General features: G+C 52.2%; 27 protein-coding genes. 19 read left to right on the top strand and 8 right to left on the bottom strand.

Annotation, left to right across the window (positions count from 1 at the left end; translation table 11 throughout):
• Positions 1-35: 35 nt before the first annotated feature.
• The 3 genes from K7H09_RS08000 to rdgB all read right to left on the bottom strand — a co-directional run bounded on the left by K7H09_RS08000 (position 36) and on the right by rdgB (position 2,572).
• Entirely contained in the window at positions 36-710 is a 675-nt protein-coding gene (locus tag K7H09_RS08000) for an OmpA family protein (RefSeq protein WP_141440213.1), read from the bottom strand.
• 76 nt (positions 711-786) lie between these two features.
• Positions 787-1,971 (bottom strand): radical SAM family heme chaperone HemW, encoded by a 1,185-nt coding sequence (gene hemW, locus K7H09_RS07995; protein WP_141440214.1) that lies wholly within the window; start codon positions 1,969-1,971, stop codon positions 787-789.
• Positions 1,964-2,572: an RdgB/HAM1 family non-canonical purine NTP pyrophosphatase gene (rdgB, locus tag K7H09_RS07990; protein WP_141440215.1), complete on the bottom strand. Its 609-nt coding sequence runs from the start codon at positions 2,570-2,572 to the stop codon at positions 1,964-1,966. Before rdgB ends, hemW begins: the two co-directional genes overlap by 8 nt.
• 281 nt (positions 2,573-2,853) lie before the next feature.
• Between rdgB and K7H09_RS07985 the strand changes: the two genes are divergently transcribed.
• The 6 genes from K7H09_RS07985 to K7H09_RS07960 all read left to right on the top strand — a co-directional run bounded on the left by K7H09_RS07985 (position 2,854) and on the right by K7H09_RS07960 (position 7,034).
• Positions 2,854-3,546, top strand: a complete 693-nt coding sequence (locus K7H09_RS07985) for a response regulator transcription factor (protein ID WP_027958498.1) — start codon at positions 2,854-2,856, stop codon at positions 3,544-3,546.
• A 24-nt stretch (positions 3,547-3,570) separates the two neighbouring features.
• Positions 3,571-4,092 carry a CsgE family curli-type amyloid fiber assembly protein gene (locus K7H09_RS07980; RefSeq protein WP_141440216.1) on the top strand — a complete coding sequence of 174 codons (522 nt, stop codon included), beginning with the start codon at positions 3,571-3,573 and terminating at the stop codon, positions 4,090-4,092.
• A complete protein-coding gene (locus tag K7H09_RS07975; RefSeq protein ID WP_022521037.1) occupies positions 4,092-4,508 on the top strand; it encodes a curli assembly protein CsgF in 417 nt (138 codons plus the stop codon). The genes K7H09_RS07980 and K7H09_RS07975 overlap by 1 nt, the downstream gene beginning before the upstream one ends.
• 49 nt (positions 4,509-4,557) lie before the next feature.
• The gene (locus K7H09_RS07970) at positions 4,558-5,388 is read left to right on the top strand and encodes a CsgG/HfaB family protein (protein WP_041157457.1); all 831 of its coding nucleotides are present in this window, start codon (positions 4,558-4,560) and stop codon (positions 5,386-5,388) included.
• Positions 5,389-5,627: 239 nt separating this feature from the next.
• Positions 5,628-6,167 (top strand): hypothetical protein, encoded by a 540-nt coding sequence (locus K7H09_RS07965; protein WP_052475483.1) that lies wholly within the window; start codon positions 5,628-5,630, stop codon positions 6,165-6,167.
• A gap of 60 nt (positions 6,168-6,227) precedes the next feature.
• On the top strand, positions 6,228-7,034 hold the full coding sequence (locus K7H09_RS07960) for a hypothetical protein (protein ID WP_041157456.1): 807 nt from the start codon (positions 6,228-6,230) through the stop codon (positions 7,032-7,034).
• Between the two features lie 68 nt (positions 7,035-7,102).
• Here K7H09_RS07960 and K7H09_RS07955 read toward each other — a convergent pair whose 3' ends face one another.
• The 5 genes from K7H09_RS07955 to K7H09_RS07935 form a co-directional block, all read right to left on the bottom strand.
• A complete protein-coding gene (locus tag K7H09_RS07955) occupies positions 7,103-7,465 on the bottom strand; it encodes a hypothetical protein (RefSeq protein WP_223828047.1) in 363 nt (120 codons plus the stop codon).
• 80 nt (positions 7,466-7,545) lie between these two features.
• Positions 7,546-8,826 carry a glutamate-1-semialdehyde 2,1-aminomutase gene (hemL, locus tag K7H09_RS07950; RefSeq protein ID WP_009286351.1) on the bottom strand — a complete coding sequence of 427 codons (1,281 nt, stop codon included), beginning with the start codon at positions 8,824-8,826 and terminating at the stop codon, positions 7,546-7,548.
• A 36-nt stretch (positions 8,827-8,862) separates the two neighbouring features.
• Positions 8,863-9,672, bottom strand: a complete 810-nt coding sequence (gene thiD / locus K7H09_RS07945) for a bifunctional hydroxymethylpyrimidine kinase/phosphomethylpyrimidine kinase (RefSeq protein ID WP_022521042.1) — start codon at positions 9,670-9,672, stop codon at positions 8,863-8,865.
• Positions 9,672-10,103 carry a protoporphyrinogen oxidase HemJ gene (gene hemJ, locus K7H09_RS07940; RefSeq protein WP_022521043.1) on the bottom strand — a complete coding sequence of 144 codons (432 nt, stop codon included), beginning with the start codon at positions 10,101-10,103 and terminating at the stop codon, positions 9,672-9,674. The genes thiD and hemJ overlap by 1 nt, the downstream gene beginning before the upstream one ends.
• Before the next feature lie 9 nt (positions 10,104-10,112).
• The gene (locus K7H09_RS07935) at positions 10,113-11,948 is read right to left on the bottom strand and encodes a chloride channel protein (protein ID WP_141440217.1); all 1,836 of its coding nucleotides are present in this window, start codon (positions 11,946-11,948) and stop codon (positions 10,113-10,115) included.
• Positions 11,949-12,082: 134 nt separating this feature from the next.
• Here K7H09_RS07935 and argC point away from each other — a divergent pair, with 134 nt between their 5' ends.
• From argC to K7H09_RS07870, 13 genes are all read left to right on the top strand, one after another.
• A complete protein-coding gene (argC, locus tag K7H09_RS07930) occupies positions 12,083-13,117 on the top strand; it encodes an N-acetyl-gamma-glutamyl-phosphate reductase (protein ID WP_141440218.1) in 1,035 nt (344 codons plus the stop codon).
• 103 nt (positions 13,118-13,220) lie between these two features.
• Complete coding sequence (erpA, locus tag K7H09_RS07925) at positions 13,221-13,574, top strand: iron-sulfur cluster insertion protein ErpA (RefSeq protein ID WP_007112206.1); 354 nt, start codon at positions 13,221-13,223, stop codon at positions 13,572-13,574.
• A 161-nt stretch (positions 13,575-13,735) separates the two neighbouring features.
• A complete protein-coding gene (locus K7H09_RS07920) occupies positions 13,736-14,512 on the top strand; it encodes a transporter substrate-binding domain-containing protein (protein ID WP_009286347.1) in 777 nt (258 codons plus the stop codon).
• Between the two features lie 118 nt (positions 14,513-14,630).
• The gene (locus tag K7H09_RS07915) at positions 14,631-15,302 is read left to right on the top strand and encodes an amino acid ABC transporter permease (RefSeq protein WP_009286346.1); all 672 of its coding nucleotides are present in this window, start codon (positions 14,631-14,633) and stop codon (positions 15,300-15,302) included.
• 11 nt (positions 15,303-15,313) lie between these two features.
• Complete coding sequence (locus tag K7H09_RS07910) at positions 15,314-16,084, top strand: amino acid ABC transporter ATP-binding protein (RefSeq protein WP_022521047.1); 771 nt, start codon at positions 15,314-15,316, stop codon at positions 16,082-16,084.
• A 617-nt stretch (positions 16,085-16,701) separates the two neighbouring features.
• Positions 16,702-18,606, top strand: coding sequence for a tRNA uridine-5-carboxymethylaminomethyl(34) synthesis enzyme MnmG (mnmG, locus tag K7H09_RS07905; protein ID WP_230804355.1), 1,905 nt, complete (start codon positions 16,702-16,704; stop codon positions 18,604-18,606).
• A complete protein-coding gene (rsmG, locus tag K7H09_RS07900; protein ID WP_141440220.1) occupies positions 18,603-19,268 on the top strand; it encodes a 16S rRNA (guanine(527)-N(7))-methyltransferase RsmG in 666 nt (221 codons plus the stop codon). Before mnmG ends, rsmG begins: the two co-directional genes overlap by 4 nt.
• Positions 19,269-19,309: 41 nt before the next feature.
• Positions 19,310-20,077 (top strand): ParA family protein, encoded by a 768-nt coding sequence (locus tag K7H09_RS07895; protein WP_009286343.1) that lies wholly within the window; start codon positions 19,310-19,312, stop codon positions 20,075-20,077.
• A 15-nt stretch (positions 20,078-20,092) separates the two neighbouring features.
• Complete coding sequence (locus K7H09_RS07890; RefSeq protein ID WP_141440221.1) at positions 20,093-21,022, top strand: ParB/RepB/Spo0J family partition protein; 930 nt, start codon at positions 20,093-20,095, stop codon at positions 21,020-21,022.
• A 205-nt stretch (positions 21,023-21,227) separates the two neighbouring features.
• Positions 21,228-21,620, top strand: coding sequence for an ATP synthase subunit I (locus K7H09_RS07885; RefSeq protein WP_022521050.1), 393 nt, complete (start codon positions 21,228-21,230; stop codon positions 21,618-21,620).
• A 32-nt stretch (positions 21,621-21,652) separates the two neighbouring features.
• Positions 21,653-22,480 (top strand): F0F1 ATP synthase subunit A, encoded by an 828-nt coding sequence (atpB, locus tag K7H09_RS07880; RefSeq protein ID WP_009286341.1) that lies wholly within the window; start codon positions 21,653-21,655, stop codon positions 22,478-22,480.
• Positions 22,481-22,556: 76 nt separating this feature from the next.
• Positions 22,557-22,784: a F0F1 ATP synthase subunit C gene (gene atpE, locus K7H09_RS07875; protein ID WP_022521051.1), complete on the top strand. Its 228-nt coding sequence runs from the start codon at positions 22,557-22,559 to the stop codon at positions 22,782-22,784.
• 76 nt (positions 22,785-22,860) lie between these two features.
• Positions 22,861-23,331, top strand: coding sequence for a F0F1 ATP synthase subunit B (locus tag K7H09_RS07870; protein WP_022521052.1), 471 nt, complete (start codon positions 22,861-22,863; stop codon positions 23,329-23,331).
• Position 23,332 lies beyond the last annotated feature (1 nt).

The raw sequence follows: 23,332 nt of genomic DNA, 5'->3' as shown, positions 1-23,332 counted from the left end.
CGGGCTTTGAACGGCAATGTGCAGCTTTAAGAGGCTTAGCCCTGGCCGTTACCGGTAGGCGTCAAGGTAATTTCTACCCGACGGTTTTGAGCACGGCCCTGCTCATTGTCGTTGCTGGCGACTGGCTGAGTAGCACCGTAACCAGAAGTATTCAGGCGCATGGATGAAACGCCGTTCTGAGACAAGTAGCTGGAGACGGCTTGGGCACGGCGCTCAGATAGACGCTGGTTATAGCTCGCGTCACCGGTACTATCGGTGTGGCCAGCGATACTAACGCGGGTATCCTGGTACTGAGAAAGTACGTTAGCAACTTCATTGAGTGAGCCACGCGCTTCACTAGTCAACTCAGCAGAGTCAAAGCCAAAGGTAACGCCGCTGGGCATATTGAGCACGATATCGTCGCCACGGCGATCGATTTCAATGCGTGACCCCTGTAGGTTGTCACGTAGCTGCTGCTCTTGGCGATCCATATAGACACCAATACCAGCGCCCGCTGCTGCGCCTACGGCAGCACCAATTAGTGCACGGTCACGGCGGCTGGTGCTGCCATCACCAGAAAGAGCACCTGCAGCGGCCCCCACGGCGGCACCAATCCCGGTGCCCATAGCGGTGCTAGAGCGCTGCGTTTGGCCACCGTAAGGATCCGATGTAGCACAACCGGCCAGTAGAATAGCAGCCGCCAACGGTGTCAGTAGTCGAGAAATACGCATCACTCACTCCTTGTAAGTCGTCAAGCTTGATGGTTCAAGTCTGTTATTTCAGAAAAAAATTTCTGTAGATTGCTGTTCAATCATCACTGATCAAGGTTAGCAACTCATTCAAGAATAATAGACCTTGAGGCGATGCACGCAGTTTTTCGGGCATTTGCATCAAAAGTCCTTTTTTCTCGGCGGATTGTAAACGCTCCAGTAACATAGCATTTGGCTGCCCGGTATTAGTTCTCCATGTCTCAAGTGACACTCCGTCGGTGAGCCGTAAAGCGTTCATGGCAAACTCCAACGGTAGCTCATCCGTTTTTATCAGCTGTTTACCGGCTATAAAGCCACGCAGGTCATCTACGCGCTTTAGATAGGCATCTGGCTGGCGAGTTTTCCAGCGCCGTTCAATGAGCCACTCCCCATTTGGGTCAATACGGCTAAGCTTGCCATGGGCACCAGCGCCAATCCCAAGATAGTCACCAAACTGCCAGTAATTAAGGTTATGGCGACTCTGGTGACCGGCACTAGCGTAAGCCGAAATCTCGTAGCGCTTGAAGCCCGCCAGCTCCAGGAGCTGATGCCCTTTATCCTGAATATCCCAAAGCGCCTCTTCCTCTGGCAATACCGGGGGGTGGGAGTGAAAGGCGGTATTCGGCTCAAGGGTCAACTGATACCAAGAGAGATGTTCAGGTGCCAATGCCAGCGCTTGGGTAATATCATCCATCGCCAATTGAGGCGTTTGATCAGGCAAACCGTGCATAAGGTCAATATTAATGTTGGTAAAGCCTGCCTGGCGCGCCTGCGCTACCGCAGTAATCGCCTCGTCACCGCTATGAATTCGCCCCAGCGCATGCAGTTGATCAGGCTGAAAACTTTGAATACCCAGCGAAAGACGGTTAATGCCTGCTTTCCGGTAACCAATGAAACGCTCTTGCTCCGTGGTACCTGGATTAGCCTCTAAGGTAATTTCTATCTCTTTAGAGAAGGGTAAACGGATCTGGATCTCTTTCAGTAATCGTTCATAAAACGCGGGCGACAGCAGGCTTGGAGTCCCACCGCCAATAAAGATGGTTTTAATTTCTCGTCCAGCCGCCAGGTCAAGATCACTATCCAGGTCTTGTAACAGCGCATCTAGATAGGCGGCTTCAGGTAAATCCCGCGGAGTAAAACCGTGTGTGTCCGGCTCATGAGAATTGAAATCACAGTACGGACATTTACGGACACACCAGGGCGTGTGGATATAGAGAGAGAGTGGCGGCAACGTATCAGCCATGCGCCACCTTCAGTAACTCCACTAACCCCTGCAATGCGCGACCACGATGGCTAAGGCGATTTTTACTTTCACTGGGCAGCTCGGCGACGCTCATACCCTGATCAGGTAACCAGAAAAGCGGATCATAGCCAAATCCCTCCTTCCCTCGGGGATGAGCAAGAATTTCGCCTTCCCAACTCCGTTGCACAATGACCGGCACCGGATCCTTCGGATGGCGCAAATAAACCAGCACACACCAGTAACGTCCACTTCTCTGCCCTTCCGCACAGTCACTTAATGCGGCTAACAACGTTTGGTTATTTTTCTCGTCGCTTCTCGGCTCACCGCCATACCGAGCGGAATAGATACCGGGCGCACCATTGAGTGCGTCTACTTCAAGCCCAGAATCGTCAGCTAATGCAGGTAATCCACTGATGAGGCTCGCTTCACGCGCTTTTAACAGTGCATTTTCGACGAAGGTTAGCCCCGTCTCTTCCACATCCGTGACACCAAAATCCGCCTGGGGGCGAACATCGAATCCCAAAGGTGAAAGTAACTGGTTGAATTCTCTTAATTTTCCTGTATTGCCACTGGCAAGTACAAGGGTATTGACGGCGGCCATGGTATGTACTCCTAACAGTAGAACTGCAGTTTACGCGCTCACTGCTGGTATCAAAAGCCATCAAAATGTTACATAACGTATCTAATGATTAGGTAATTAATTTATTGCTTAATTACTAATAAACATTTGTTAAATAACAATATTTTACATATTAATGAAAATATTGAAGAGATGAAAAATATTTTTACCATATATTTAATAACAAAACTTTACGAAACGTATCTTATGGTCAACACTTCAGTGGTTACCTGCTCACTCTTTCTTTCCACGAGGGCCACCCAATGTCGCAGGAAAAGTCTACCGGAACGGTGTATGTCGTTACCGAAAAAAGTCCCCAGGTTCAGTTGTTCGCTGAGTACTTGAACAAACACACCGGCTGTCAAATTAGTATCCATTCTCCTCATACAGCATTACCTATTTCCGCATCGGGCAACTTGCTGATTCTCATTGACAGCGATCATATTGGCATTGATGCACTGCCAGAGTGGCAAGATAAGTTACCCGACACGTTAACTAAAACTCCCCTAGCGGCCTTCAATATTCATGATATGGATCACGCCCTTGAAGCACTTTCGTGCGCTCAGTTAAAAGGCGTTTTTTATCGCAATGAAAGCCTTGAGGTAATTTGTAAAGGCATCCACTCGCTGCTTGAAGGGGAGCTGTGGATGTCACGAGATTTAATGGCGCGTTTAATTCTGTTTTATCGCAAATACCAAAGTAATGCTTTCCGCCCAGCCTGCGGACTCACTAACCGGGAAATGGAAATTATTTCCCTACTTAGTGCTGGCTCTTCTAATCAACAAATTGCCGAAAAGCTGTTTGTTAGCGAACACACCGTTAAGTCACACCTATACAACATTTTTCGCAAAATTAACGTTCACAACCGCATTCAAGCGCTCAACTGGATTCATCAGAACCTGGGCCCGATTCTGCCCAATATTGAGACCGCACGCAGTCTTCAACGACATCGTTAGCGCTAATGCGCAAGGGTAACTGTCATGCCATCAATGCACCGTTTATCCATCATCTTTTTCTTCATGGCGGTATGGATCGGGTCATCTTTAGCATTAGCTAACGAACCAACAGCCCCAACCGATGCATTGCCTGCCAACGAACAAGAAGCGATCGACGCTATTAATCAGCTCTCCAGTCCTGATGGGCCTGGAGTGCAAGGAAGCACTAATGGAGGAAGTGAGCTAACTGGCGTGATGGTAGATAGAACAATCACCATGGCCGGTAAGACCTTCTACCGAGCCTTCAGCCAGCGGGCGATGGATAACCTGATTATCGGCAATGCCACCATCACCATTAAAGAGCGCCCCGATGCACGCTGGGGCAGCCAAGTATGGGTGATGGAGGGCAACCGTATGTATTTCCGTACACAGCTCTCCCCCAGGATCAATGAAGCCGATCGTACCGCTGAGGAAGCCGTGCAGACCGTCGAAAGAGCCCTGATTGAACGGCAAATATCCGCTTCGCTATCTTCCGACAAAGACTTGGGAAAAGAGGAGATTTTCTAATGAACCCAATAAAAAGAACTTGCTTAGTCGTTATGGGAATGGCCTTGGTGCTATCCACAACAGCACAAGCTGGGGAATTAATCTATAAGCCACTTAATCCTTCTTTTGGAGGTGATCCCTTTGTGGGTAGTTATTTACTAGGAAAAGCGCAGGCTCAAGATACCAATAAAGACTCCAGCGCTAGCCGATCAACTCCCACTTCCGCGACAGAAAGATTACTACAAAGTTTAGAGAGCCGACTCATTTCTCAATTAATAGCGGATGTCAGTTCGGGCGATGTTAGCGAAGGTAGCTTTGATAGTGATGAGTTTGGCGTAGTGGTTAGCGACAATGGTGGTCAATTAGTAGTTAGAGTAGTCGATAAGTTAACTGGAGATGTGACTGAAATAAGCGTGGGTGGGCTATTCAATCCTTAAAACAACAAAATAGCTCACTAAAAATTATCCGTCATCTCAGGGGAACACCATGAAAATTATCGCATCACTTATTGTCGCCAGTTTACTGAGTGGTTGTGCTGGCATGGTCGCCACATCGGAAAATTTAGAAGGTGCAGACGCAACGCTGACCCCACGCGGAGCAACCTACCAGGACTTAATATCGTTGCCTCCCACCGCTGGGCAGATATTTGTGTCTGTCTATGACTTTCGCGACCAAACAGGTCAATATCGACCAGCGCCTGCCAGTACTTTTTCCACCGCCGTTACCCAGGGGGCAGCAGCAATGCTGACCGGTGCGCTGGCGGATTCTGGCTGGTTTATACCGCTTGAGCGTGTGGGACTACAAAACCTGCTTACCGAGCGACGTATTATCCGCGCAGAGTTCGAACGCTTTGGTCAACCCGATACGCTACCATCACTTCGTGCGGCCTCGGTAATGTTGGAAGGCGGCATTATCGCTTATGAATCCAATGTTCGTACCGGTGGTGCTGGCGCTGAGTATTTTGGTATTGGCGCCTCAGGGCAATACCAAGTTGATCAGGTAACGGTCAATTTACGCGCGGTTGAAATATCCACCGGTGAAGTTCTGGCTAACGTAACCACTACGAAAACTATCTACTCGAAAGAGATGCGAGCGGGTGTTTATCGTTTTATCGATTTTCGTCGTTTGCTAGAGGCCGAAGTAGGCCTTACCACAAATGAACCCGTTCAACTTGCAGTCATGTCAGCGATTGAATCAGCAGTTATTCACCTTATTGCTAGAGGAGTTGAAAACCGCCTGTGGAACTTGGCACCAGGGACGAATATTCAAGATACCATACTTAATGACTACCTAAACTCCCCAACGCCCATGCTTTAATATTTCTTATATAAAAAGTAACAACGGCCACATTTCGAGTGGCCGTTACATACGTAAATAATACCTAAAATGACTACAAACCTAATTCTTTTATAGTAATTTTAATAATAAGTATTATTTCTATCATATTTAAAAAAACAATCGATATCTCAAAAAAAATCATTATGGTTAATTTCTAAAAATACGCCAAACTAAACACATTGATACAAAATGATACGCAAAGTTTCTAAAGGCAAAATATGAAACCGTTCAGTTACTGCCAGCACATGCGAATCTATTTTACTGCGTTAGTGGCCGCAATTTCTTTAACCAACGCTTCCACCTCATTAGCCGCAGGTAATGACTTTCCACATTCATCGGAAGAAGATGCCAGAATAACTCAGTATGCAGCAGGCACATATCATAATAGCCTTTTAAAAAGTAACGTTAGCATCATTAGTCAAAACGGTAATGATAACCAAGCTAGCGTTATACAGTCTCGCTCAGCGAGTTATCAAATGGGTAACATCGCCTACATCTATCAAGATGGATATAACAATCAAGCCAGTATTTCTCAAAATAATGGCGCTAACATTGGTTTAATAAAACAGGTAGGTTCAAATCATACCGCAAATATCAGTCAAACTGGTGGCCAATTTGAAATTAAAGCACAAGTAACCCAGTTTGGACGGAACAGTGATATAGCTCTTTCTCAATCGGGCAGTGGCCTTCGCAGCATAAGTGTCGAACAACAAAATTATTCGGGCTATGCACGACCGGTCACTATCGATACCAACTGAGTCGCAGCCAGCTTCTCAGTTATAACCAAAGCAAGTAAATCGTGAAACAGGGGAAACACCATGAAAACTCAAATTACTACTATCGCTGCTGCTATTGCTGTTGCATTAAGCATGGGCGTATCTGCTGACCCTCGTGATCCTAATTACGACCATGATGGTAATACTTTCAATGGTGGCAAGGGTGTTTTTGACGCCCAAGCAGGAATTCGCAATGGTTTAAATGGTTATGCTACGACAACTAACCCAAATACTCGGGACTCAATCATACTACAAAATGGCGGCAGTGATAACGTTGCCAACGCCACGCAAAAAGGTACGGAGCAGTATTCCCGTATTCGTCAAATCAGTGATGGCATTGGGAACCAAGCGTTTGTCAATCAAGGCCTAAATGGCGGCAACGAGCAAAATGAATCTGAAGTGCTCCAAATTGGTGGTGAAAATAACCTGGCAAGGGTTACACAAACCGGCAACCTTAACGACTCTTATATTCGTCAAACAGGAACTGGAGATAACACTGCAGACGTTGAACAGTTAAATAACACTGATTCAAGCGATTCAGTTATCTTCCAAGATGGTTATGATAATGATGCATATGTCTCGCAGCTTGATAATTCTGACACCACTTGGAGTCATATTTCTCAAACCGGTGACGGTAATTATGCAGATGTAACGCAGATTCGTGCTAATAACTCAGCTTCGTATATCTTCCAAAATGGTACCGAAGCACATACAGCAACTGTCGTTCAACGTGACGAATCTAACAGCCTATCTATGATTCGCCAAAATACCAATATGGGTGGCGCCGCTGTCGCTACGCATACTCAAGTAAATGGATCTAATAACTATGCCAGCAGCTTACAGTGGTAAACTGTTAAATTAGTGATTGCCAACCGCCCCTTCTGGGGCGGTTTTTTATTACTTTAAGAATGCAAAAGTTAACGAATCATCAGCGTTAATGTACCCCCGGCCCCCTGAGTCGACGAACGCGACCGATTGCTGCCTTTTTGAATATCTACTTCTAACCGTTCGTCATCGCTTAACAATTTAACGGTGCCTTCAAGCTCTGTACCAGTAAAGGTGTACTCCGCAGGCACTGTACCGCTCTCCTCAACGTGTTCGGTGGTTTCGCCTTCATGGGTAATTCGCCAGTGGGCGTAAAACTCTGCACCCGGCGAACCGCTCATGGTGATATGGATCTGGGTCATGTCCTGCTCCTGAGGCGACTGAGCAGCCAGCGGGAAGCAAACCAGCAGCCCCGCTGCGCAGATCATGTATCGCCAAGCCGTTGGTCGTGCCATGAGTGTAACTCTCATATAAGCCAAGAGCCGCTCAAGTTGAGCGGCTCTTGACAGTATAGCTGGCTTTAGGTTACGTGCCGTTACATTACCGCAAAGGCTTTTTCTGCTGCATCCAGCGTGAACTGAATGTCTTCCGGGGTATGAGCACTGGACATAAAGCCTGCTTCGTAAGCAGAAGGCGCCAAGTAAACGCCATGATCGAGCATCGCGCCAAAGAAGCGGCGGAAGGCATCCGGGTTACAGGCGGTGGCTTGGGCAAAGTTATCCACACGGCTTTGAGAGGTGAAGAAAAGTCCAAACATACCGCCCGCCGACTGCGTCATCATCGGCACCCGTGCGGCATTGGCACGCTCCTGAAGGCCCGCACAAAGGGTGTTAACCCGCTGGGTAAGCGCATCGTGGAAGCCCGGTACCTGTAGTTTGGTTAGCAGTGCCACACCTGCAGCCATCGCCAACGGGTTACCCGACAATGTGCCCGCTTGGTAAACCGGCCCCAGGGGGGAGATGTTTTGCATTATCTCGCGCTTGCCACCAAAGGCGCCCACCGGCATGCCGCCACCGACAATTTTTCCCAAGCAGGTTAGATCAGGCACTATACCGTAGTGGGCTTGGGCACCGCCCAATGCCACTCGAAAACCGGTCATCACTTCATCAAAAATCAGCACGCTACCATACTCGTTACATACTCGGCGCAGCGTTTCCAAAAAGCCCGGTTGAGGCGGAATACAATTCATATTGCCGGCAACGGGTTCAACAATAATGCAGGCAATCTGATCGCCAATTTCACTAAAACACGCTTCAACCCCTTCAGGGTCGTTAAACGACAGGGTAATAGTGTGTTCAGCCAGCGACGTGGGCACGCCCGGTGAGCTGGGTTCGCCGTGGGTAAGCGCGCCAGAGCCCGCCTTAACCAGCAGTGAATCAGAGTGGCCGTGGTAGTTACCCTCGAACTTAACGATCTTATCGCGGCCGGTGGTACCTCGCGCCAGGCGAATCGCCGACATGGTGGCTTCGGTGCCCGAGCTGGTCATACGCACCATATCCATGGAGGGGATCATCTCGCAGATCAAATCCGCCATGGTGGTTTCGACTGCGGTAGGGGTACCAAAGGACAGGCCGTTGTCTAATCGCGCCCGTACGGCTGCCAATACGTCTTGGTCGGCATGCCCAGTGATCATGGGCCCCCAGGAGCCGACATAATCCACGTAGCGATTGCCTTCGACGTCAAACAGAAAGGCACCTTGAGCACGCTCCATAAAGACCGGCGGGCGGTGCAACCCTTTAAACGCCCGGACGGGTGAGTTTACTCCGCCCGGTATATGGCGACTGGCAAGATCGAACAGTTCAGCTGATGTAGTCATGGCATCCTCTCGGTCAATGGCGTACAGAAGATAGGATCAAAAACGGGCAGCCCGTGAAAAACGATGTGGCAAACACTGGCCGCTGGGCGGTTGAAAGCCTTGAGACAAACTTTGCCAAGTAAAGTGCTGAGCCTGCTCACAAGCTGTTGGTAAGCGCTCACCAACAGCGAGACGAGCAGCTAGAGACGATGCCAGCGTGCAGCCAGAACCATGGAACAATTCAGGCAAACGTGGCCACTGCCACTGGCGAGTAGTATCAGGCGAGTGCAGGGTGTGCACCACCTGTTGATCGTTACCGGGCAGCGGCTCATCCGTGGCAGTGACCAGAATGGCTTGGCACCCCTGTGACATCAGTGCCACCGCACGGGCCGTATCATCGAAAGGAGTGATGATATCGGGCGTAAGCTGGGCCAGCTCAGCGCGATTCGGGGTTAAGATATCCACAAGCGGTAACAAGCGATCAATAAACAATTGACGCAAAGCAGGTGTGGATAACTCAGTTCCGCCACCGGCTTTGAAGACCGGATCGGCCACCACGGGAATGCCTGGAAAACGACGAATAATTTGCTCCGCTGCGCGCAGGGTGTCTTCGTCAGCAAGTAGGCCAATCTTAATCGCCGCGACCTGCATCTCACTAATTGCCTCGGCCATTTGGCGCATCGCGGTCGGCTCAGCAGGGATCACGCGGGTCACATTATGACAATTCTGTACCGTCAGCGCAGTGGGGATCGTTACCGCCCAACCACCACAGGCCGCAATGGCTTCACTGTCAGCGATCAACCCAGCGCCACCAGTCGGATCATGCCCGGCGAGTACCAACACCACGGGGGGGAGCGGTTGGCGCATCAAAAGGGCTTCACAACGGCAAGCAGAATAATCGCCACGAGCGCAATCACCGGCGCTTCATTAAACCAGCGGAAAAACACATGGCCTTTGGTACAACGATCCTGGGCAAACTGCTTCAAATAGATCAAACAAACGTGATGATAGGCGATAAGCAGAACCACTAGCGCCAGCTTGGCATGCATCCAGCCCTGGCTAAACCATTCGGGCACCAGATAGAGCATCCAGCCACCAAAAATGAGTACCGCAATCATCGATGGGGTCATGATGCCACGGTAGAGCTTACGCTCCATGGTTTTGAAATAGCTAATGGCCTGTTCGTCGCCGTTATCCCGCGCAGTGGCGTGATACACATACAGGCGGGGTAAATAGAACAGCGCAGCGAACCACGTCACTACGGCCATTAAGTGAATGGCCTTTACCCATAGGTACATTGTCGCTCCTTAAAGTGATGAATCCTTCTTACGGGCATCATTCTCTCGTACTTCATTGTCACGAAGGTCGGCGCCACGGGGGTCAGTGTAGTGATAATAACGTTCGATGGCGCCACGGGTGATAATACCTGAAATACGCCGCTGCTTTGGGCGATAGCCATGAACGACGTAGAGCGCCCCCAGAGCGTTATCCTGCAGTTTTAGAAACGCTTCGGAAAGCGTCGCCTGTAAACCAATCGGCGCCAGCTCCAGGCGCTGTCCTGGGATTTCCAGTAAGTCGATCAGTTCATCCGTAGGCGGCTCTTCCCCCTGCAACGCCTCATCGTGTTCGAGCAACCAACGCGCCAATTCAGCAGCTTTTAGCGCCAGCACTGGTTTTTCCTCTGTTGACCGCTCAATCACTAACCACACTGGGTTCTTCTCTAATAAAAGCCGCGCTTGATCAGGGGTGATCATTCGCTCGGTGCGCACCAGTTGACGCTCCATCACCGCAGGCACCGAAACCCGTGAGAGTGCCTGCATCAATGGCTGCTGAAGCGGGTGCAGCCCGTAGCGCACCGTGCTAATAAAGAAACCTTCACAGCCGGTCAATTGACGCGAGGTTAAGCACGCCACCACCACCGCCAGCATGCCGGGAAGCATGATACTCGGCGTATGGGTTAACTCCAAAAGCGCCATTAGGGCAGCAAGAGGCGCTTGTAACACCGCCCCCATCATTGCGGCCATGCCCAGCATCGCGTAAATACCAGGATCCGCGGCTTTATCAGACCAAAGCCAGCCTCCCAGTAAACCAAACAGTGCACCTGTGGCAGCACCTATGACCAACACCGGGCCGATAATACCGATGGGTACACCGCCAGCGACAGTTAGCGCTGTAAGCAGTAGTTTGACGATCATCAGCGCCAGCAGCACTTTAATTTCCAGCTGGTTATTGAGCGCCGCCGCCACGCTGTCATAACCGATGCCCTGAACCTGAGGGAACCACCAAGCCACCGCGCCAGTTGCCACACCCACCAAGCCAAGGCGCATCCAGAGCGGCCACAGCATAATCCGCTGGTTGCGTGAAATATGAATAAACAGCCCCGCTAACAGACCAATCACCAGCCCGGTAACCACAATCCACGGCAAGTTGATCAGTGAACCTAGTGCTATCTCGGGGATACGAAAAGCGGGTTCATTGCCATAAGCCAACTGTGCTACCAGCGCACCCATGGTAGAGGCCAAAATCACGGGCATAAAGCTCACCAAGGTGTACTCCATCATCACCACTTCCATGGCAAAGATGACACCCGCGATAGGCGTGTTAAAAGAAGCGGAAATAGCTGCTGCGGTACCGCACGCCACCAGTACCCTGAGACTATTATTGGGCAAACGCATCTGTTGGCCTAGTCCACTGGCCGCCGCCGCACCCAAATGAATCGCCGGACCCTCGCGCCCAGCAGAGAGCCCGCCCAATACCACCACAACACCTACCCACCACTGATTTAACCAATTGCGTAACGGAAAACGGCCCTGATGATAGGTAAGCCGCTCAATTACATGGCCAACGCCCAGCTTGCGCGCTGCCGGTTTTTGCCGGTACAGCAGCACACCCACAAGGGTAACCGCCAACATAGGTAGCAGCGCACGCAGCCAGGGCGCCATGCTTTCAAACGCTTCTGGGTCGCCATCGGTCATGTAGAGCGCGGCGCCCGCTTCCAATAGCAGCCGAAACGCCACCATCACAGCGCCGGTAATAACCCCCGAGACAAGGCCCAGCAAACAGAGTTGCGGAAGGGCGTCGACGTTGGCCAACTGGCGACGAAAACTCTCTAAGGTAAAATCCGATCGGGAAAAACGCGCCACAGCGACCTTCCTTACTCTTGTATCTTTACACTCTTGTGTATCATAGCTGGATACGCTTAAACAGCTTGGTGTCCTATGCTTAAGCTAATAGCGAATTTAGTTTTCTACTCAGCGGCATCCGTAAGGAGTGAATTGTGATTAAGGTCGGCATTGTTGGCGGTACAGGTTACACCGGCGTTGAACTACTGCGGCTACTCGCCCAGCACCCGCAAGTCAACGTAGCCATGATTACCTCGCGCTCGGAAACCGGCGTCAAGGTGTGCGATATGTACCCCAACCTGCGCGGCCATTACGACACCTTGGCGTTTAGCGAGCCGGACGCCAAACAACTGGGCGACATGGATGCGGTATTTTTTGCCACCCCCCATGGCGTTGCCCACGCCCTAGCCGGTGAGCTACTCGAAAACGGCACTCGGGTGATTGATCTATCGGCCGATTTCCGGCTGCGCGATGCTGAAGAGTGGAGCCGCTGGTACGGCCAGGCCCACGGTGCCCCGGAATTGTTGCAAGAGGCAGTATACGGGCTGCCGGAAATGCACCGGGAGAAAATCAAAAACGCACGTTTAATTGCGGTTCCCGGTTGCTACCCCACCAGCGTTCAGCTGGGCTACCTGCCGCTTCTGGAAGCGGGTTTGATCGACCCAGGCCAACTCATTGCTGACTGCAAATCCGGCGTTACCGGCGCAGGCCGCGGCGCTAAAGTGGGTTCACTGCTTGCCGAAGCCAGCGAGTCGATGAAGGCCTACGGCGCCTCGGGCCACCGCCACCTGCCGGAAATTAGCCAAGGACTTAGGGATATCCAGCAATCCACGGTGGGTTTAACCTTTGTGCCCCACCTAACGCCGATGATTCGCGGCATTCACTCCACACTCTACGGCCAGCTAACCGCTGAGCCGGGCGACCTGCAGACACTCTTTGAGCAGCGCTACGCCGACGAACCCTTTGTCGATGTGATGCCCGCGGGGAGCCACCCTGAAACGCGCAGTGTCAAAGGCATCAACACCTGCCGCTTGGCAGTCCACCGCCCGGGCAATGGCAATACCGTCGTCGTGCTATCGGTGATCGATAACCTGGTCAAAGGTGCTTCGGGTCAGGCGATTCAAAACCTCAACCTGATGTTCGGTTTTGACGAGAACACCGGTCTCTCAGCCCCGGCCTTGATGCCTTAATGTTTTAGTAATTCCCAGGAATAGTTGACCAATTTGCTGGGAATTACCCATAATCACCCCCCAATGCCGATTTATTCGTTCTTAAAGCTCGCGGGAGGTACCCATGAGCGGTGCAGAAGCCTTTGTTCCTACTCCACTACTGCTCTCTGATAGCGCACGAAAACGTATTAATGCGCTGATTGCAGAAGAAAATAACCCATCCCTTAAACTGCGGGTCTATGTAACCGGTGGCGGCTGTTCAGGTTTTCAGTACGGTTTCGACTTTGCAGAAAACGTCGCCGACGATGACACCGTAATAGAGTTCGGTAACGCAGCCCTAGTGGTTGACCCCCTCTCCTACCAATACTTGGTAGGCTCCACCGTCGACTACGAAGAGGGCCTGGCGGGCGCACGTTTTCGCGTTCAAAATCCTAATGCCACCACCACCTGCGGCTGCGGCGCCTCCTTTATGGTCTAAACAGCGTTGGCCCGCAGCGCTCCCCGTGACTTGACGCCCTGACGGTTTCTCGCCAAGGTTAATAGGTCAACAACGGCTTAAATAACGGTTTATAAAGAGCATCAAACGGTAAAAAACCGCTTTGTAACCCGCCATCAGCCATATAAAGCACGGGGAAACTTATGAAAATAGCACTACCACTCAGCCTAACCAAAACAACGCTGGCGCTTGCACTGGGATTGGGCAGCGCCACTGCCGCCATGGCCCAAACGCCATCGGTGAACGTGGCCACTGACCCAAGCTTTGTGCCGTTTGAAATGATGGATCAAGAGACCGGCGAAATGGTCGGCTTCGATATGGATATCATCAACGAAGTCGCCGAACGCGCAGGTTTTGAAGTCAATCTCACGACCATGGAGTTCTCCGGCATCATTCCCGCCGTGCAAACCGGCAGCCAGGAAATCGCCATTGCCGGTACCACCATTACGGAAGAGCGTGCCGAAGTTGTCGACTTCTCCGACCCCTACTACGATTCCGGTCTTCGCATTATTGTGCGTGCCGACAATGACAGCGTCGAAACACTAGAAGACCTTCAGGATCTCGCCGTTGGTACCAAAATTGGTTCCACCAGTTACGACTACCTGCAGCAAGAGCTTGGCGAAGATGCTGACATCACCCCCTTCCCGGGTACTGCCGACATGTACATGGCGCTGCTAGGCCGCAACGTTGACGCGGTGCTCTATGACGCCCCTAACGTCGCCTACTTCTCGCAAACCCGTGGCGAAGGCCGTACCAAGGTTGTTGGCCCGCTATATGAAGGTCAGCAGTACGGCATCGTCTTCCACAAAGGCAGCGAGTGGGTGGAACCCACCAACGAAGCGCTCGCCGCGATGAAAGAAGACGGCACTTACGATGAGATCTACACCAAATGGTTTGGTGAAGCCCCCAGCGAAGAGTGAGTGTAAAACCTCTACAATAGCGTAACGCCATTACAGGGCCGGGTGGCCAAAACCCCCGGCCCTGCTGCGTTGATCATGTGTTTTTTGCCAACTGCTTTTTTGTTTCAGGAGTCTACGCGTGGACGTCAATTTTCAGTTTGATTGGTCGGCGGCGTTTGGGTCTATCCCTTACCTGCTGCCGGGTATTCCCTGGACGCTACTTATCTCATTTGGCGGCCTGGCCATTGGTTTTTTTATCGGCATATTCTTTGGCCTGTTACGCATTAGCCCCCTGCGCTGGCTACGCTGGCCGGCCATCATTTATGTCGAAGTGTTCCGCGGCACGCCGATTCTGGTTCAAGTGCTGTTTATTTTTTACGGCTTACCACAACTGCTGGGTGGGCCAATTAACGCCCTGGTCGCCGGTATTGCCGCGATCGCCGTTAATTCCGGCGCTTACATCTCTGAAATCGTGCGTGGCGGTGTGCAGTCAATTGAGCGCGGTCAAGGGGAAGCTTCGCTCTCTCTGGGCCTTTCCCGCACTCAGGCGTTTCGCTACGTTATCTGGCCCCAGGCGTTTCGGCGCATGATCCCGCCTCTTGGTAACCAGGGCATCATCAGCATCAAAGACACCTCCCTGTTTTCAGTGATTGGCGTCAGTGAGCTGGTGCGCCAAGGGCAGATCTATATCGCCACCACCTTCACGGCCCTTGAGGTCTACTTTATGGTCGCCCTGATGTATCTCGCGATCACCTGGACGCTCTCCATCATCCTGCGCCAACTTGAGCGCAGAGGCCTGGCCGGACAATAAGGACACGCGCAATGAGCGAGACATTGAACAACACAACGCAACCAATTGTGCGTATGCAGCAGCTCAACAAGCACTTTGGCAGCCTGCACGTACTCAACGATATTGACCTTACGATTGTGCCCGGTGAAGTTGTCGTGATCATCGGCGCCAGTGGCTCAGGTAAATCGACGCTGATTCGCTGTATTAACGGCCTGGAAGAGTTCCAATCAGGCAGTCTGGTGGTCGATGACAACGAACTGCTGCCCTATGGAAAGAGCACCCAAGCACTACAAACCATCCGCACCGAAGTGGGCATGGTTTTTCAGCAATTCAACCTGTTTCCCCATCTCAGCGTCATCGATAATGTCACCCTGGCGCCGATGAAAGTGCGCGGTTTAAGCCGTGACGACGCGGTCAGCAATGCCAAACGTTTGCTTGACCGGGTGGGTATCGCCGACCAGGCCGATAAGTACCCCAGCCAGCTCTCAGGCGGCCAGCAGCAGCGTGTGGCGCTCGCTCGTGCCTTGGCCATGGAACCCCGGCTGATGCTATTTGACGAGCCCACATCGGCGCTTGACCCGGAAATGATCGGTGAAGTGCTCGATGCCATGCGTGAACTGGCCAAAGAGGGCATGACCATGGTGATTGTTACCCATGAAATGGGCTTTGCCCGTGAGGTTGCCGACCGGGTGATTTTTATCCATAAAGGCGAGATTACCGAGCAGGGACACCCGGAAAAACTGTTCGATTCACCGCAACATGAACGTACTCAATCCTTCCTTGCGCGGGTGCTTAAACACTAGATGTGAACACTCAATGCCCTCGCGTAGACCTGCGCTTGGCACCTAAATAACGCGTTCGCTAATGCGAAATGACGCTTTTTTACCGGCCTGTCGACACGACAGGCCATTTTTTTGCCTGTGGATAAACTTTTTTTACATTAATCGTTTTTATCTCCGCAAGGCCTACCATGGGCGTCTCTCAGCGTTAGCTCCACACCCAACGTTGCTTGTTCACAGCTGCGGTAACAACCCAGGTACTGGCCGGTGGATAAGCCGTGGCCAATTGCATCTGTGGATAAGGCGCTATTTCATCCACAGGCTTAGCACCCTTTCTACCCAGGCACTCCCGCCTTCAAACATGTAGAAGTCAACAATATAAGTTGATGAAATAATTAATAATTAATCGCTTATGCACAGAAATTGTCCACACTAGTAGTTACAACATTTACAGAACTTCTCTTATTTTATATTTATGTTGTTATTAATAGAGGCGGTTTAGCGATTTGGGGTGTGGAAAAACCTGACGGTTACCCACAGGGGGTTTATACTTGCCGACTCATTGATCTAAGGTGGCTGCGTCTAGAATCGACTGCATTGGCCACATCATCCGTGCCGACAGGCACAAGACGAGGTGTCTCTTGAATTACCCCGACCGCTTTGACGTGATTGTCATCGGCGGTGGCCATGCGGGAACTGAAGCCGCACTGGCCTCTGCTCGCATGGGCTGTCAGACCCTGTTGCTCACCCATAACATCGAAACTCTGGGCCAAATGTCGTGTAATCCCGCGATTGGCGGCATCGGCAAAAGTCACTTGGTCAAGGAAATTGATGCACTGGGCGGCGCCATGGGGCTTGCCACGGACTTGGGTGGTATCCAGTTTCGTGTGCTCAATGCCAGCAAAGGGCCCGCCGTTCGGGCCACCCGTGCCCAGGCTGACCGCATCCGTTACAAGTCAGCGATCCGCGGAATGCTGGAAAACCAGCCCAACTTAACGATTTTCCAGCAAGCCGCTGGTGATCTGATTGTGGATAACGAAACCGTACGAGGCGTCGTCACGGAAACCGGCATTCGCTTTCATGCCGACAGCGTCGTGCTGTGTACCGGGACATTTTTGGGTGGCGTGATTCATATTGGTTTGGATCAAAGCAAAGGCGGCCGAGCGGGCGACCCGCCTTCCAACGCGCTGGCTGAACGTCTGCGCGCCCTCCCGTTTCGGGTTGACCGCCTAAAAACCGGTACGCCGCCGCGCATCGATGCCAAAAGCGTGGATTTTTCCCAGTTGGAAGAGCAGCCCGGTGATAGCCCAACGCCGGTTATGTCCTACCTGGGATCGCGGGAGATGCACCCTCAGCAGGTGAGTTGCCACATTGCTCACACCAATCAGCACACCCACGATCTGATTCTGGCCAACCTTGATCGCTCGCCGATGTATTCCGGCGTCATCGAAGGGATTGGGCCACGTTACTGCCCATCGATAGAAGACAAGGTTCATCGCTTTGCCGATAAATCCAGCCACCAGGTGTTTATCGAACCCGAAGGCTTGGATACCCATGAGCTCTACCCCAACGGCATCTCGACTTCGCTGCCCTTTGACGTGCAGATTCAGGTGGTGCGTTCCATCAAAGGCTTGGAAAACGCCCATATCACCCGGCCTGGATACGCTATTGAGTACGACTTTTTTGACCCACGAGACTTAAAACACTCGCTGGAAACTAAATTTATCCACAACCTGTTTTTTGCCGGTCAAATCAACGGCACTACCGGCTACGAAGAAGCCGGTGCTCAAGGTTTGCTCGCAGGCCTGAATGCCGCCCGCCGCGCTCAGGAGCTGGACGCCTGGTATCCCCGCCGCGATGAAGCCTATCTTGGTGTACTGGTTGATGATCTGATCACTATGGGTACCAAAGAGCCCTACCGGATGTTTACTTCCCGTGCGGAGTACCGCCTGCTGTTGCGGGAAGACAACGCGGATTTACGCTTAACCGAAGCGGGCCGGGAATTGGGTCTTGTCGACGACACGCGCTGGGCAGCGTTTAGCCAAAAACGCGAGGCTATCGAACAAGAGAGCGCGCGGCTAAGCACCCTGTGGATACAACCGGGAAGCCCAGCGGCTGAGCAAGTGGCCGAAAAAACCGGGGCACCGCTCACTCGCGAGTATTGCTTGAGTGATCTGCTTAAACGCCCTGAATTGAATTACAGCGATTTGGCCAATCTGCCCGGCATTGAGGGCACCCTGGTCACTGACCCAGCAGTCGCCGAGCAGGTGCAGATTCAGGCTAAGTATCAAGGCTATATCGATCGTCAGCAGCATGAGATCGATAAACTCAAACGCCACGAAGCCACGCCACTGCCTCCGGAGCTGGATTATTTAAAAGTCGAAGGTTTGTCTAACGAAATTCGCCAAAAGCTGGCTGAAGCGCGGCCGGAAACGCTTGCTCATGCGGCGCGGATTTCAGGCGTTACACCGGCGGCCGTCTCTATTTTGCTGGTGCATCTGAAAAAGCGCCGGTTGGTAGCCGCAGCTGAGGTAGTTAACGGATGAGTTCGTTGAACCCACTGTTGAAGACGCTACCTACAAGCGTTGCACCACGGCTCGATCAAGGCCTTACCCAATTAGGCATCGCCGTTGACGAACATCAACGCCAACAGCTGCTAGGCTTATTGGCACTGTTGCACAAGTGGAATCGGGCTTATAACCTCACAGCGGTGCGCGATGTGGACGACATGGTGTCGCGTCATGTGTTGGATAGCGCCGCTGTGTTGCCCTATGTGCAGGGGCCGCGGCTACTGGATGTAGGTGCGGGTCCTGGGCTTCCTGGTATCGTATTAGCGATATTAGCCCCCCAGCTTGATGTAACACTGCTGGATAGTAATGGCAAAAAGGTGCGCTTTCAGCGTCAGGCGGTAATGGAGTTAGGGCTTGAAAACGTCACTCCCGTACAGGCGCGGGTGGAACAGTTTGAAGCCGCCGCTTTCGATCAGGTGATTTCCCGGGCTTTTGCCAACTTGGTCGATTTTGTCACCTTGACCCGCCAGTTACCCAGCGCCGATGGCCAGTGGTTAGCCATGAAAGGCCCTGGGGCAGATGATGAGCTGCGCGATCTGCCTGCCGGTATATGTTTACACCAGCGTCATTTGTTGGAAGTACCCTTTGAAGCAGCCCAGCGGCAGCTGCTGGTTTTAAATGTGAAAGCTGAATGTTGAGAGCTGAACGTTGATTCTGACCCCCAGAAGGAGTTGAGTAAGTGAGCCAGATCATTGCCCTGACCAACCAAAAAGGCGGCGTGGGCAAGACCACCTCGGCCGTTAACCTGGCGGCCAGTCTCGCTGCGCTCGACCGTCGCGTACTGCTGGTGGATCTTGACCCCCAAGGCCATGCCAGCATGGGCAGCGGCATCGATAAATACGAGCTCGATAAAAGCGTGCTTGATGTTCTACTGGGCGAAGCCACGGCCGCTGATACGATTGTCAAAAAGCTGGCGGTCAAGTACGACGTACTGCCGGGTAACGGTGATCTCACCGCCGCCGAAGTCGAGCTGCTGGATCGCGATAAAAGCGAGAGCTGCTTAACCAACGCACTGGCTTCGGTCTCGGATGCGTATGACGTAGTGCTGATCGACTGCCCGCCCTCATTGAACATGCTGACCGTAAATGCATTAACGGCTTCCGATAGCGTGCTGATCCCTCTTCAGTGCGAGTTTTACGCCCTGGAGGGGCTGTCGGCCCTGCTCGATACCGTTGAGCAGATTAAGCAAAATGTGAATCCTGATCTTGCCATTGCGGGCATTTTGCGCACCATGTACGACAAGCGCACCAGCCTAACGCGGGAAGTGGATAAGCAGTTGCGTGACTATTTTGGCGATATGCTATTGAAAACGACCATCCCGCGTAACGTCAAAGTTGCCGAAGCGCCGAGCCACGGATTACCCGTTACGCAATATGCCCGGTTCTCCCGTGGTAGCCAGGCCTATCGTGTGTTGGCGAAAGAGATGATTCGTCGCCTAGCGTTATAAAATGAGGAAAAGCGAATGACGCGTAAACCCGCGCTGGGACGTGGCCTGGATGCCCTGATTGGTGCCGGTGCCCGTCGTCGTGACAGCTTAGAACTTGCCGGTAGTGGCACCCCGTTGGGGCTTTCTGACGCCGCACGTAGCGCTGCGGCCGACGACGTTAGCGAAGATCGCCTTGAACGCCTGCCGTTAGGGCAATTAACGCGGGGTAAATATCAGCCGCGCCGCGATATTCAGCCCGAAGCGTTAGAAGAGCTGGCGGACTCCATTCGCGCCCAGGGCGTGATGCAGCCTATTGTCGTGCGTCCAATTGGCGTGGATCGCTACGAAATTATTGCCGGTGAGCGTCGCTGGCGGGCAGCCCAACTTGCTGAGCTGGACGTTATCCCGGCGGTGATCCGGGAAGTCAGCGATGAAGTTGCCCTGGCGCTGGCGCTGATCGAAAACATTCAGCGTGAAAACCTCAACGCCATCGAAGAAGCCATGGCGCTCAAGCGCCTGGGCGAAGAGTTTGAGCTTACCCAGCAGCAGATTGCCGATGCAGTGGGTAAATCGCGCACCCAGGTAGCCAACCTGTTGCGCCTGCTGGCGCTAGATCCGGAAGTGCAAACCCTGCTCGAACGGGGTGACCTGGATATGGGCCACGCAAGAGCTTTGCTGACGCTGAACAGCACCCAGCAGCGGCAGGTGGCTCATGAGGTGGTTAATAACGATATGACGGTGCGGGCCACCGAAGCGCTGGTGAAAAAAGTCCAAACCAGCCAAACACCAACCAAAACGCCTAACCGTCAAAGCAAGCAGCCCGATGTGGCCAAGCTTGAGACACATCTTGGCGAACTGCTCGGTGCGCCTGTCTCCATTGATCATGGTCAAAAAGGCAAAGGTAAGTTAACGATACGTTATACCAGCCTCGAAGAATTGGATGGCATCTTGAATCATATTAAATAGCAGGCTATTCAATATCACGTAAGAAGCGCACACGTTTTCCCCCTTTGGTCGCAAATCAGCCCTTAAGCGGGCAAAATCGGTGCGACTTCGGTTGAAGGTGTGATAGCGCTTCCCTATAATCGCGCAAGATTTGTGCAGGTTGCCTTGGTTTGTCTAGCTATTAGCTGGTCGAGGTATTGGTTTTTATCAGTGAGGCTGGGCCGGTATGCAGCGATACGAAACCCAGCGTCGAAAAGCCTACATCGTTCGGCTAACGATCGCGCAACTGATGATCACCTTCGTTGGTATGTTGGCCGCCTATCTAGTCGCCGATTTAGAAGGCGTGTCATCGGTTTTTAAAGGGGCGCTGGTAGCCTTATTACCGCACGCCTTTTTTATCAAACGAATGGGGGTTTTACGCGCGAGTAGCCCTTCAAAGGCAGCGATGCGCCTGTTTCGCGCCGAGGCAGGCAAGTTTGGTTTGACGGTGGCACTGTTTGTTGCAGTGTTCGTGGCAGCGCCCCCCTCAAACCCTACTTTCTTTTTTTATGCTTATGTTGCAGTTGTTCTAACGCATTGGCTTACGCCTTGGTTAATGCCAAAAAACGCTAATGCCTAGAAAATTGCACAACTGATTGAGGTGACACATCCATGGCCGCAGGAAACGAAGTCTCAACGACTTACTATATCCAGCACCACTTGCAGAATTTGACCTTTGGCAACCATCCTGAGAACGGCTGGTCGCTGGCGCATTCAGCAGAAGAAGCAAGTGAAATGGGCTTTTGGGCCATTCACCTGGATACCATGGGCTGGTCGATTGCCATGGGGTTGCTGTTTATCTGGATTTTCCGCAAAGCGGGCAAAATGGCCACCACGGGAGTACCCAGTGGTCTGCAAAATGCCGTTGAGATGGTCGTAGAGTTTGTCGAGGACATGATCAAGGGGACATTTAAAGGGCATAACCCGATCATCGCTCCCCTCGCGTTGACGTTGTTCGTGTGGATTCTGTTCATGAACACGCTCAAAATTATTCCGGTCGACTACTTCCCCGTGCTGTTCAGCAAGCTGGGCGTGGACTACATGAAAATTGTCCCCACCACCGATGTGAACGCCACGCTGGGTTTGGCATTAGGGGTATTCGGACTGATCCTTTACTACAGCTTTAAGGTTAAAGGCGTGGGTGGTTTCGCCAAAGAGCTGTCATTGACCCCGTTTAACCACTGGGCGCTGATTCCCTTTAACCTCCTGCTGGAAATTGTCGCGCTGCTGGTTAAACCGTTTAGTTTGGCAATGCGTCTGTTCGGCAACATGTTTGCCGGGGAAGTGATCTTTATTTTGATCGCCATGCTGCCGTTCTGGGCTATCTGGGTGCTGGATGTGCCGTGGGCCATTTTCCATATTTTGATCGTCGTACTACAAGCTTTCATCTTTACAGTGCTGTCCGTGGTGTATCTAAGCGCTGCACACGAGCATCACTAATCCGAGCAATGCTTGAAACACATTAACCCTTAACCTCAACCCTCGACCTTTAACTTGAAAAACTAGGAGCATTACCATGGAACTTATCTACATTGCCGCTTCCATCATGATCGGTCTCGGCGCTCTAGGTACCGGCATTGGCTTCGCTATTTTGGGTGGTAAGCTGCTGGAATCTACAGCGCGTCAGCCTGAACTGGGCGACCAGCTGCAAACCAAAACCTTCCTAATGGCAGGTCTGTTGGATGCCGTTCCGATGATCGGTGTTGGTATCGCAATGTACCTGATCTTCGTTGTTGCCGGTTAATGACAGCTCAGCCGAGCGTTAAGCGCTCGGTTTTGTTTCACTCCGGTCGCCACGAACTTGTCAGAGGTACATTCCTGTGAATATCAACATGACGCTAATCGGGCAGACGATCGCCTTCGCGATCTTTGTCTGGTTTTGCTTAAAGTATGTGTGGCCTCCGATCAGCAACGCGCTTCATGAGCGTCAGAAAAAAATTGCTGATGGCTTGGATGCAGCCAGCCGTGCTAACCGTGATCTTGAGCTTGCTCAAGAGCGGGCGGAGCAGACGCTGCGCGAAAGCAAGGAGCAAGCTTCTCAGATTCTTGAGCAGGCCAACAAACGCTCTGCCCAGATAGTTGAAGAAGCCCGCGAACAGGCCCGCGCCGAAGGCGAACGCCTAGTAGCGAGTGCACGTTCCGAGATTGAGCAAGAAGTGAATCGCGCTAAGGATGAACTTCGTGCCCAGGTCTCTTATCTCGCCGTTATGGGTGCCGAGCGTGTTCTTGAAGCGTCGGTCGACGAACAAGCCCATCGCAAGTTACTCGATGAGCTTGCTGCTGAACTGTAAG

Source organism: Halomonas sp. IOP_14, from assembly GCF_021021315.1.
Classification (GTDB): domain Bacteria; phylum Pseudomonadota; class Gammaproteobacteria; order Pseudomonadales; family Halomonadaceae; genus Vreelandella; species Vreelandella titanicae.
This window is presented reverse-complemented; position numbering and strand designations above follow the sequence as displayed.